We start from the raw sequence: 12,351 nt of genomic DNA, 5'->3' as shown, positions 1-12,351 counted from the left end.
TTTTTATTTAAACACGCAGAAAAAAGCCGGAATCAATCCGGCTTTTTAACATCAGCTTAAAATAATTAAGCACCTGTTTGATAACTTGCTTTTTCAACCGCAGTTGAAGCCTGATAAGGATTAGTAAAATCACCCAGACCGGCCGCAGCTTCCTGAATATCTTTCCCTTCTTTAATCACGAAAGTATCGAAACCAGAACGCTTCATGTAGTTCAACACGTCTTTGAACACATCACCTGTCGCACGCAGTTCGCCCTGGAAACCTTGACGACGTAACAATGCAGCGAATGAATAGCCACGACCATCGTTAAAACCTGCAAATTCAATAAAAATTGCATCTAACTGGTCAAGTGGAAATTCATGCGTTTCAGGAGATGCATCTACAGTGATGTAAAGTGCTTTCTTACCAGAAACCTGGGCAATTTGGTCGAGCTGGTCAACCGTTAAAACCACGTCACCTTGTGGCAATACGCCATCTTCACCAATCAATTGATAGGTATTGTCTGCAATCGTGCCATCTTTAGAGAGCACTTGTAGTGCGGTATTAAGCATATGCACGCTCCTTGAATGGTTGAATGCCAACACGGCGGTAGGTATCAATAAACTCTTCACCCTCATTACGCAGGTCAAGATAGGTATTTAAAATTTCTTCCACTACATCTGGAATACGGTCTGCCGCAAATGATGGCCCCAGGATGTCACCAATCGATGCATCATGGTCTGCATTACCGCCCAACGTGATTTGGTAGAATTCAGCACCTTTTTTGTCTACGCCCAAAATACCGATATTACCGACATGGTGGTGACCGCAGGCATTCATACAACCTGAAATGTTCAGGTCAAGCTTGCCTAGATTATAAATGGTATCCAGATCATCAAAACGGCGTGAAATGGCTTCTGAAATCGGAATAGATTTCGCATTGGCAAGCGAACAGAAGTCACCGCCCGGGCAGCAGATGATATCAGTCAAGAAACCAATGTGCGCACGTGCCAGGTTGTGCTGATCAAGAATCTGCCACAATTCAAACAGGTCTTTTTGCGGCACATCAACCAAGGCCACATTTTGTTCATGTGTAGTACGGAACTCGCCGAAGGTGTACTTGTCTGCCAGATCGGCAATCAGGTTCATCTCTTCAACCGTCATGTCACCCGGTGCGATACCCGCACGTTTCAGTGAAATGGTAACAATACGATAACCTTTGACTTTATGCGCATTGGTATTGATATTGAACCACTGCTTGAACTTCGGATGCGCTGCAAACTGTTCTGTAAAGTCTTCATCAGCATAGTCTTGATAATCAAATGGCGTGAAGTTCTCATCCATTTTCGCCAAGGTGTCTGCATCGATTTTTAAAGTTTTTACGGTATGCGCAAATTCAGCTTCAACTTTCTCTGCAAACACTTCCGGAGTTAGTGCTTTAACAAGAATTTTGATACGGGCCTTGTATTTGTTGTCACGGCGACCATGCAAGTTATAGACACGCAGTACCGCTTCCAAATAGGCAATCAGGTCTTCACGTGGCAGGAAGTCACGGATAAAGCTGCCAATCACCGGGGTACGGCCCAAGCCACCACCGACTTTGATTTTATAGCCCATCTCGCCTGCTTCATTACGCACGATGTATACACCGATGTCATGGAATGAAGTCGCTGCACGGTCAGTTTCTTCCAATGCAGAAACTGCAATTTTGAACTTACGTGGCAAGAAGGCAAATTCTGGGTGGAATGTAGACCACTGACGGATCAATTCACAGGTTGGACGTGGGTCAGCCACTTCACCAGCAACCACACCGGCATACTGGTCAGTTGTGGTATTACGGATACAGTTGCCAGAAGTCTGGATGGCATGCATTTGTACAGAGGCCAGTTCTTGCAGCATGTCCGGTACATTTTCTAGTGCAGGCCAGTTAAACTGAATGTTTTGACGTGTTGATACGTGTGCATAACCACGGTCATAGTCTTTAGCCAATTGCGCAATTTTACGTAATTGTTTTGAATTCATCAGGCCGTAAGGAACCGCAATACGCAACATTGGCGCATAACGTTGTACATAAAGGCCGTTTTGCAGACGAAGTGGACGATATTCATCTTCCGTCAATTTACCGGCTAAATAACGTTCCGTTTGGTCACGGAATTGTGCAACACGTTCATTGACCAGTTGCTGGTCAAAATCAGTATATAAATACATGGCGTACAGCTAGTAGTTTCTATTATAACGGTGCACAGCATAACGAGATTTGATCTATCAACAAAATGCGTTTTTTACATATTTCATAGCGGTTTTATTGATAAGTGTGCCCGACCTGCACAGATATAAAGCCTTTCAGCCTTTTTTAATTCATTTTCAATGATATTGCTTAATTTATTTAGTCTTTAGCATTTATTTTCATAAAAAAGCCCGACGAATCGGACTTTTCAAATTTAACCTAATAAATAGATAGCTTATTTTTTATCGGGTAAGGCATAAGCAACCAAAGAGTCGCCCATTTTGGTCCCAAATGAACCATGACCGCCCGCCATAATGACTACATATTGTTTACCGTTGCTTTCATAAGTCATTGGCGTTGCCTGGCCACCCGCCGGCAAACGGCCTTTCCAAAGCTCATCCCCATTGGTGACATTAATGGCACGGATGTAATTGTCCTGAGTTGCACCCACAAACATGACATTACCTGCAGTAGAGATTGGACCACCCAGCATTGGCACACCCATTTTAAATGGCGGTAATGGAATACCCGGCATACTGTCTCGAATGGTACCGATCCGGCGTTTCCAGACCACTTTATGGGTATTTAAATCGACACCTGCCACATAGCCCCAAGCCGGCTGTTTACATGGCAGCCCGAAGGGAGAAAGGAAAGCACTGATTTCCACACCGTACGGCACTCCGTACATGGGCTGAACACCTTGTTCAGTCCCCGCGCCTTTGGCTGTTTGCTTACGGTTCGGATCTTCTGGGATCAGTCTGGACACAAATGGCAAGCCAATCGGATTCATCACGGCAATTTGACGGTCCGTGTTGACCGACATGCCTCCCCATTCAAACACGCCCAGGTTACCCGGGAACACCAAAGTGCCATTTTCAGAAGGTGGCGTATAAATGCCATCGTAGTTTAATTTCTTGAACGCTACTCGGCACATTAACTGGTCAAACATGGTGGCTCCCCACATCTGTTTGTCGGTCAATTTGTCTTTCGGTGCCAGGTCAAAGTCAGAGAATGGTTGAGTTGCTGAATAACGTTCGCCTTTGGTTTGCGGACCGCGTTTTACCCTTTGCGGCACCGGTTTTTCCGTAATTGGAATAATAGCCGCACCGGTACGTCGGTCCAGCACAAACGCATTCCCTGTTTTTGTCAGTACATAGATGGCTGGAACAAGATTGCCCGCTTTATCTTTAATGTCCGTCAAAGTCGGCTGCGCTGGTACATCCATATCCCACAAGTCATGATGGGTGGTTTGGAAACTCCAGACCAGCTTACCGGTAGATGCATTTAAAGCCAGCATGGAGTTGGCATAGCGCTCATCCAGCTCGATACGGTGCCCTCCATAAATATCTGGCGTACCGACACCTGTAGGTACATAGACCATATCCAGTTTCGCGTCATAGGCTAATGGTGCCCATGCGTTTGGCGAGTTATGCACAAATTTCTGACCTGGCGCAGGAATGGCATTGGGGTCTTCCGCACCGGTATCGAATACCCACAGCAGTTCACCGCTATTCACGTCATAACCGCGGATCACACCCGAGGGCTCTTCAGTCGAATAGTTATCGGTGGTTGAACCGCCAATAATAATGGTTGTACCTGTAACCACGGGCGGAGAAGTCGGAATATAACCGCCCGGGTATGGAAATGGCATGTCTTTTTGCAGATCGACTTCACCATTGTTACCAAAGTCGGTACACGCCTTGCCCGTGTCGGCATTGATCGCGACAAGACGGCCATCGTTCACCGGCAAAATCACTTTCCTAGGGCATTCGGCTGAAGCTGTTTTTTTGGCGGTCAGACTGGCTTCGAAGCCCGCCGTGTTATTGGCATCATAATAAGACACACCACGGCAAGTTAAATGCTGATAGGTATTATCAGCACGTAATTTAGGATCATAGGTCCATTTGGCTTTGCCCGTTGCAGGATCAAGTGCGGTCAATTTCTGGTAAGTGGTACAGAAGTACATATTGTCACCCACTTTAATCGGCGTCACCTGATTGGTTGTTTCACCGGAGTCGTTTTCAGTTTTGAATTCGCCAGTGTGATATTCCCACGCCACTTGCAAATCTTTTACGTTATCGGAATTGATCTGTTTTAACGGAGAATAGCGCAAACCTGACTGGGTACGACCATAAGCAGGCCAATCACCATCTGCCACACCCGGAATGGGCTGCGATGTTGCAGGTTGCTTGGTGCTTAACTCGCCACGAATCTCTTGAGGATCATTAAAAATCGAGTAAATCATCACCAAAATAGTGATAACCAAAGAACCGCCTAAAACAAGCTTGGCGGTTTTCGTATTATCGAAACCTCGAGTCGCTGCAGGAATCAGCAATAAAAGACCAAAGATACCTAAAATGTCCAGACGGGGGGCAAGCGCAAAGAAGTCAGAACCCACTTCCCAAAGCCCCCAGACCACAGTACCTAATACCAGCACCGCATACACCAGAAGTGCCGAACTTTTAAATTTTTGCAATAGAACTGCAGTAGCGATGAAGAATAAACCTGCGATGATGTAGTACCAAGACCCACCAAGCACTGCAAGATATATTCCTCCAATCAGCAGCACTAAACCGAAAATAATGGCTATCACAGCCAAAACCGTTTTTAGAGCTGAATCTGAAGATGGAGTACTCATATTGACCACCTATTTTTAAGATTCTTTTTAAAGCTCATATCTAAAGTTAAATATGAGCACCTTTTTTAGTTTTTAGATTTTAAATATCTGGGTTAAACCGATCTGCAAAAGAAAATTGTGCTCTAGGCATCTACTGATAAAACCCAAGTACTTATCATCTAGAAACTAGAACGCTGTTTGGAATTTAATGCCGCCAACCCAGGCATTCTCTCCATTTTTATATGCACCAACCCGGTGGATATATTGAATATTCGGACGGATCGTAAGCCAGTTTGCGGCATGCATACCGTAGTAAATTTCGCTATTGTATTCTTCGCCCTGTAGACCACGGGCATCTACACTGTTATTGCGAATGTTCGCATCATTAACCTTGTCATTGATATTGATCCGGGCGATACCGACCGCAATCTCATCATGAGGACGGGAGTCGATTAATCCCTTATAAACCAGACCAATATTTTGCATGTCACTGACTTGATTTGTGTCGCTATCATGTACAGTTAAGTTTACAAAACCACTCAAGCCACGAGACGCATCGCCGTTATGGGCCGTCAGTTGTTGTCTGGCCACCACCCAACCGCCTTGATGATGCTTCTTTTCAGTTGTAGTGCTAGCGATCAGTGCTGCATCCGCGGTGCTATAGTAATAGCCGGCACGGTATTCACCTGGAAGTTTGGCCACGCCAAGTTTTGCTGTCCAAACCACTTCAGCAGGAATAATCGCACCATGCGAACCATCGGTACTTAAATTAAAGCCTTTACCACGCTCTAAATTTTCCGGGTTATATTCATAGGCGCCGACTTGTGCATAGACTTCTGGAGTCAGGCTGTATTTCAGCCGTGCCGCCCACTGGCTGACGGGCCAGTTATACCACTGGTCACCGACCCAGTTCCCGACTTGTGAACCGCAGAGCGACAAGTTCTGAAAATCACAGTCGAAACTGTTGAAATCTTCACCTTCACCAAAACGGCCGACTTTAACATCCAGTTTTTGATCCAGGAATTTTTTCTTGATCCAGAAATCGGTTAAACGCCAGGTCTGGCCGCGGCCCCATACTTCTTGGACTGAACTTTTATGACCATTTAAAGCCTCAGAAGTATTCGACAAATTACGACCATTACGCTCAGTCACGGTAATTTGCGCTTCAGTATCTGGCCAGCCTAAGATTTTGTTTAAATCCAAATGCGCACCAAAAGCAAATTGATCCGCATATTCCGTACCATGACTGGAGTGGTTCTCGGAATGCATTAGCGTCGCCAGTTCACCGGTATAGCCAAGGCTGAAATCGTAACCTTTTGCTTGGAGCTCGGTACGTTTACCATTCCAGTCTCCAAACATCCATTGACTCTGTGGGTCAAAAGCATCGGCTGCATTTGCTATCTGTAACGCACAGCTGAAAGACAGCAGACTGATGCTAAAACTGAACGCTCTACATAATTTCTTCATAAGAAAGAGTCTTTATATTATTTTGTAATACAAATATGGTACTCTTGTCCATTATGTAACTTTTAATGAAATTTGTTAATTTATTGTTTTATAAAAGAATATTTATAAATATAAAATAAAGCTACCAATCTCCAGCCCCTAAATGCTGCCCAATATATAGATATTTTGTCTTAGATCGCGAAAATTTGATCGGACAGGCCAGCTGGGTTTCGGTGTGTTGACTGCCCTGCTCTAGCGGAACTTCCACCGTCCACTGTCGTTGCTCGGCCAAAGTGGAATGCAAGGCTTCATCCAGATCTAAAACAGGCTCTACGCATACATCCTGCTGCGCGAACAGCATTTTCCATTCTGCAAAAGTTCGGCTTTTAATTTTTTCCCGCAGAGCCTGTTTTACGCTTTGCTGATCTGCCAGATCAAATGAAGCCCCTTTTTCAGCAAGTAGGGGAAGATCTAATATTTGCGCCAAGCCGGTCATAAACTGTGGCTCTAAACTCCCAATCGATAAATAACGGCCATCCTGAGTTTGGTAATAGTCATAAAAGCTGCCGCCATTTAAATGCGACTGTTCCGGAAATTGTCTGGTTTTTCCTGCCAATGTTGCCGCTGCTGCCATATTATTTAAAGTGGCAACACAATCAGTCATCGAAATATCAATATATTGTCCCAAGCCACTGTGCTCACGCTCAACAACCGCGGCCAAAATACCAATGACCGCATGTAAGGAGCCTCCGGCAACATCGGCCACCTGAATACCCAATGCGGGTGGTCCACCTTGTTGGCGGCCACTATGTCCTGCAATTCCGGATAAAGCCAGGTAATTGATGTCATGACCGGCTTTATTTTTATAAGTTCCGGTCTGACCATAGCCGGTAATGGAACAATAAATCAGTCGGGGGTTAAGTGCGCTCAGTGTTGCATAATCCAGCCCCAGACGCTGCATCACTCCCGGTCTAAACTGCTCAACCACAATATCGTATTCAGTAATCTTCTGTTTAATCAGCTGGATACTCTGTGCATCTTTTAAATCCAGCGCAATCGACTGCTTATTACGGTTTAAGTAACTGTGCGCCGTTGCCTGCCCATTGGCATAAGGTGGCATCAGCCGGATCAGGTCTGGACGTGTAGGCGATTCGATATGGATCACTTCTGCACCGAGGTCCGCTAAATACAAAGTGGCAAAGGGACCTGGGAGTAAAGTGGAAAAATCAAGCACTTTTAATCCGTTTAAAGCCGTAGTCATATCCGTTTTTTCTCATTTTATATTGATTTTATATGCATATTAGAAATATAAAACTCATAAAACAATGTCATGTTCAGCCATTTACCTTGATCATTTCGGCAATTTAAGATGTCAATAAGGTAAAACATCTATTGTAAATTGCCACTCAAACAATTTTTAGCGTCATTTAGGTCAACTGCAAGTGAATATAAAAGAGAAAGAGACTGAAGGATTTAATATGAGCCGCGATACGATCAGTATCCACTTCGTCAATGCGGCTCTAACCGGCGCAAAACGTCTGGGCATGGATGTCGAAACTTTATTGTCACATGTGGGCATTGAAGCGGAATTATTACGTCAGCCTAAAGCACGTATTTCTCCGGAACAATACACCCGATTTATTCAGATGCTCTGGATGGTGACCCAGGACGAACATCTCGGCTTTGATATACAGCCACGTCGTTTGGGCACTTTTGCCATTATGTGTCAGTTGATTATTCACGCGAAAACGCTAGGAGATGCCCTGGAGCTTTCTTCCCAGTTCTATAAACTGTTTGGCGATGAATGGTCGGTGATTTTAGAGCGTGACAAACATGAAGCACGTCTGGTTCCCCTTATTCCCCAAAGCATGGATCCGGATCACTTCATTACCGAAAGCATGCTGATGATCTGGCACGGTCTGGCCTCCTGGCTCATCGAACGCCGACTTCCACTCGAACGCGTTCATTTTGGCTATCCACGTCCTGCTCATGCCGATGAATATGATGCCCTGTTCTTCGCACCGGTAATGCAATTCGATGCACCACGTACCGAAATTACCTTTGCCGCAGACTATCTTGATCTTCCGGTTCGTCAAAATGAAGAGACGCTGGAAGAATTCCTCAAAGCAGCGCCTGCACAGTTGCTGGTTAAATTCAAAAACACCAACTCGCTGACTTCTCGTATCCGTGAAGTGTTGAAGAGCCAAATTGGCGAAGAAATGCCGACACTCAACGATGTCGCTTCGATGTTGTACCTCTCTCCGCAAACTTTGCGTCGCCGTCTGGCTGCGGAAGGCAAAAGCTATCAGGGCGTGAAAGATGCCTTGCGTCGTGACGCGGCCATTCACCTGTTGCTGAATCCGGGCTTGACCCTGGAAGATGTCGCGCAGCAGGTTGGCTTTAGTGAAACCAGTACTTTCCACCGTGCCTTTAAAAAATGGACCGGGGTGACTCCAGGTTTATATCGCCAGTTGCACGGTTATCACTGATCACAACCGGTCTTTTCAGTTTCTCTCTATGCCCAGGTTCCGACTTGGGCTTTTTTTTATTGACCAAAAACATCATCTGACCTGACCCGTTCTCATCATTGCACTTCGAAAATTAATCATTACACTCAAAAAAGTATAAAAAATTTAAAGTCATAAAAGGGAAATGCCATGAGCGAGGCTTATATCATCGATGCCATTCGCACACCACGCGGAAAAGGAAAAAAAGACGGTTCACTGCATCAAGTGAAACCAATTAGCCTGTTGACCACCTTGCTGAATGAACTGAAAGACCGTCATCAACTCGATACTTCCAAGGTGGATGATATTGTCCTGGGCTGTGTTACCCCGATTGGCGACCAGGGTGCCGACATTGCCAAAACCGCAGCCATTGCTGCCGGATGGGACAATGATGTGGCCGGAGTACAGATCAACCGCTTCTGTGCATCAGGCCTGGAAGCCGTGAACTTGGCTGCGCAAAAAGTCCGTTCGGGCTGGGAAGATATTGTGGTGGCCGGTGGGGTCGAATCCATGTCGCGCGTGCCGATGGGTTCCGATGGCGGTCCTTGGGCACTGGACCCTGAAACCAATATGGCCTGTGACTTTATTCCGCAAGGCATTGGTGCCGACCTGATTGCCACCATTGATGGTTATACGCGTTCGGATGTCGATGCCTTTGCTGCCGATTCACAAAAGAAAGCCGCTGCAGCTCAAGCCAACGGTTTTTTTAACAAATCAGTGGTCCCTGTCAAAGACAAGGCAGGTGTGGTAATTCTGGACCAAGACGAATTCATTAAACCGACCACGACAGCAGAAGGCTTAGGCAAACTCAATCCAAGTTTTGCCATGATGGGACAGATGGGCTTCGATGCCATTGCCTTGCAAAAATATCCGGAAGTGGGTGCAGTCAATCATGTGCATCATGCCGGAAATTCATCAGGCATTGTCGATGGTGCGGCTGTCGTGCTGGTGGCATCCGAAAAAGCTGTTCAGGAACAGGGCTTAAAACCGCGAGCCAAAGTATTGTCTACGGCACTTGTAGGCACTGATCCGACCATCATGCTGACCGGCCCTGCCCCGGCTGCACGTAAGGCTTTGGAAAAAGCTGGCTTAAGCATTGATGATATCGACCTGTTTGAAGTGAATGAAGCTTTCGCAGCTGTGGTGATGCGTTTCATTAATGAACTGAAGGTTGATCCGGCCAAAGTCAATGTCAACGGCGGTGCAATTGCCATGGGACATCCACTGGGTGCAACCGGTGCCATGATTTTGGGCACACTACTGGATGAGCTGGAACGCCAAGGCAAGAAACGTGGTTTGGCAACGCTGTGTGTCGGTGGCGGTATGGGCATCGCAACCATTATTGAATTGGTATAAGGAGAACAAAAATGAGCGCAATTCAATTTGAAAAAAATGCCGACAATATTGTGGTTCTCACTTTAGATTCACCCCACCAGTCTGCCAATACCATGAATGCAGATTTCCGCGATGCTTTAACCGAAACTGTAGAAAAATTAAAAGCCGATGACAACATTGCAGGCATCATTTTCCGCTCGAACAAAAAAACCTTCTTTGCCGGGGGCGACCTGGATGAGCTGATTCAGGCCACCCCTGAACATGCCGCAGAATTTTTCAACATGATTGAAGACATGAAAGCCAAGCTGCGTTATATCGAAACCCGTGGCATTCCGGTGGTTGCAGCGCTCAACGGCACGGCACTGGGTGGCGGCTGGGAACTGGCTTTGTGCTGTCATCAACGTATTGCCCTGAATGATCCTAAAGCCAAATTCGGTCTGCCTGAAGTGACGCTGGGTTTATTGCCTGGCGGTGGCGGTATTGTGCGCATGGTTCGTCTCTTGGGGCTACAAAATGCCTTTCCTCTGCTCATGGAAGGCAAGCAATTGGGTGTAGAAAAAGCCAGATCTTTAGGACTGATTCACGACACAGCCGGTTCTGAACAGGAGCTTTTAGACAAAGCCATCGCCTGGGTCAAAGCCAATCCGAAGTCTATGCAACCATTTGATGTGAAGGGATATAAAATTCCGGGCGGTACGCCATCTTCACCAGCGATTGCACAAATGCTGGCCATTGCGCCTGCCATGCTGCGTGACAAGACCAAGGGCTGCTACCCTGCACCTGAAGCGATTATGGCGGCAGCGGTAGAAGGTGCTCAGGTCGATGTCGATACCGCGCTGACCATTGAATCACGTTACTTTACCTATCTCGCCACCGGTCAGATTTCCAAGAACATGATCGGCACTTTCTGGCATGGACTGAATGCGATTAAATCCGGTGCCAGCCGTCCAAAAGACATTGCCAAATGGCAAGCCACTAAAGTCGGCATTTTAGGTGCTGGCATGATGGGTGCAGGCATTGGCTATGCTACAGCCTCTAAAGGCATTGCCGTAGTGCTGAAAGATGTGTCTATTGAAGCGGCTGAAAAAGGCAAAGCCTACAGCCAAAAACTGCTGGATAAAAAAGTATCGCATGGCCATTTAACTGCCGAGAAAAGAGATCAGGTTTTAGCCCTGATTCAGACAACCGCAGATGCTGCCGACTTGCAAGGTTGTGACCTGATCATTGAAGCGGTATTTGAAAATCCCCAGCTGAAAGCCAAAGTGACGCAAGAAGCGGAAAACTATCTGGTCGATGCTGGTGTAATGGCATCCAATACCTCAACCTTGCCCATTACAGAACTGGCTCAGGCTGCTAAAAATGAGCAGAACTTTATTGGCCTGCATTTCTTTAGTCCGGTCGATAAAATGCAACTGGTTGAAATCATCAAGGGCAAAAATACATCCAATGAGACTTTAGCCAAAGCCTATGACTTTGTACAGCAAATAGGTAAAACCCCGATTGTGGTGAATGACAGCCGTGGTTTCTTTACCAGCCGTGTGTTTGGCACCTTTGTTCAGGAAGGTCTGCGCTTATTGGCTGAAGGTGTGCATCCGGCAAGAATTGAAATGGCTGCGCTGAAAGCGGGTATGCCAGTGGGTCCACTGGCCATTCAGGATGAAGTTTCTTTAACCTTGTCTGAACATGTCGCCAATGAAGCGCGAAAAGCTTTACAGGCTGAAAACAAAGACCTGCCGCGCTCAGCTGCGGATGACGTGATTCACAGCATGATTCATGAGTTCGGCCGTAAAGGCAAGTCCGCCGGTGCAGGCTTCTATGATTATCCGGAAGGCGGCAAAAAGCAGCTTTGGGATGGCCTGAAAAAATGGCAGCAAGATACCGAGATTTCTGAACAGGAAATGATTGACCGCTTCCTGTTTGTGCAGTCACTGGATACCTTGCGCTGCCTGGAAGAAGGTGTACTGGAATCAACGGTTGATGGCAATGTTGGCTCTATTTTCGGGATTGGTTTTGCCCCTTGGACCGGGGGTGCTTTGCAATTTTTAAATCAATATGGTTTAGAAAAAGCCCTGCTTCGTGCCAACACCTTGCAAGCAAAATACGGCGACCGCTTTAAAGCGCCGCAATTGCTCAAAGACAAGATTGCCCAAGGCGAAAAAATTTAAATCTTCTCCTGTAAAATCTTGCAAAAAAGAGAAGCGAAATGCTTCTCTTTTTTTGTGCTTGAGTACGATGCTTTT

The 12,351-nt window shown here is 46.3% G+C and carries 8 protein-coding genes; 3 read left to right on the top strand and 5 right to left on the bottom strand.

Annotated features, from left to right (window positions below; genetic code table 11):
- Positions 1-65: 65 nt before the first annotated feature.
- From H4I94_RS13180 to H4I94_RS13160, 5 genes are all read right to left on the bottom strand, one after another.
- On the bottom strand, positions 66-551 hold the full coding sequence (locus tag H4I94_RS13180) for a DUF934 domain-containing protein (RefSeq protein WP_092820404.1): 486 nt from the start codon (positions 549-551) through the stop codon (positions 66-68).
- Positions 544-2,187, bottom strand: coding sequence for a nitrite/sulfite reductase (locus H4I94_RS13175; RefSeq protein ID WP_092820405.1), 1,644 nt, complete (start codon positions 2,185-2,187; stop codon positions 544-546). Before H4I94_RS13175 ends, H4I94_RS13180 begins: the two co-directional genes overlap by 8 nt.
- A 254-nt stretch (positions 2,188-2,441) precedes the next feature.
- Positions 2,442-4,844, bottom strand: a complete 2,403-nt coding sequence (locus H4I94_RS13170) for a glucose/quinate/shikimate family membrane-bound PQQ-dependent dehydrogenase (protein WP_261183382.1) — start codon at positions 4,842-4,844, stop codon at positions 2,442-2,444.
- Between the two features lie 165 nt (positions 4,845-5,009).
- On the bottom strand, positions 5,010-6,290 hold the full coding sequence (locus tag H4I94_RS13165; protein WP_261183381.1) for a carbohydrate porin: 1,281 nt from the start codon (positions 6,288-6,290) through the stop codon (positions 5,010-5,012).
- Between the two features lie 121 nt (positions 6,291-6,411).
- On the bottom strand, positions 6,412-7,530 hold the full coding sequence (locus H4I94_RS13160) for a CaiB/BaiF CoA transferase family protein (protein WP_092820408.1): 1,119 nt from the start codon (positions 7,528-7,530) through the stop codon (positions 6,412-6,414).
- 217 nt (positions 7,531-7,747) lie between these two features.
- Here H4I94_RS13160 and H4I94_RS13155 point away from each other — a divergent pair, with 217 nt between their 5' ends.
- From H4I94_RS13155 to H4I94_RS13145, 3 genes are all read left to right on the top strand, one after another.
- Complete coding sequence (locus tag H4I94_RS13155) at positions 7,748-8,758, top strand: AraC family transcriptional regulator (protein WP_092820409.1); 1,011 nt, start codon at positions 7,748-7,750, stop codon at positions 8,756-8,758.
- 168 nt (positions 8,759-8,926) lie between these two features.
- A complete protein-coding gene (locus tag H4I94_RS13150; protein WP_131272676.1) occupies positions 8,927-10,132 on the top strand; it encodes an acetyl-CoA C-acetyltransferase in 1,206 nt (401 codons plus the stop codon).
- Between the two features lie 11 nt (positions 10,133-10,143).
- A complete protein-coding gene (locus H4I94_RS13145; protein ID WP_261183380.1) occupies positions 10,144-12,276 on the top strand; it encodes a 3-hydroxyacyl-CoA dehydrogenase NAD-binding domain-containing protein in 2,133 nt (710 codons plus the stop codon).
- Positions 12,277-12,351 lie beyond the last annotated feature (75 nt).

The sequence above is a fragment of the Acinetobacter sp. T_3_1 genome, from assembly GCF_025377055.1.
GTDB lineage: Bacteria > Pseudomonadota > Gammaproteobacteria > Pseudomonadales > Moraxellaceae > Acinetobacter > Acinetobacter kookii.
Note: the sequence above shows the minus strand (reverse complement) of the source record. Positions and strands in the feature narration are given on the sequence as shown.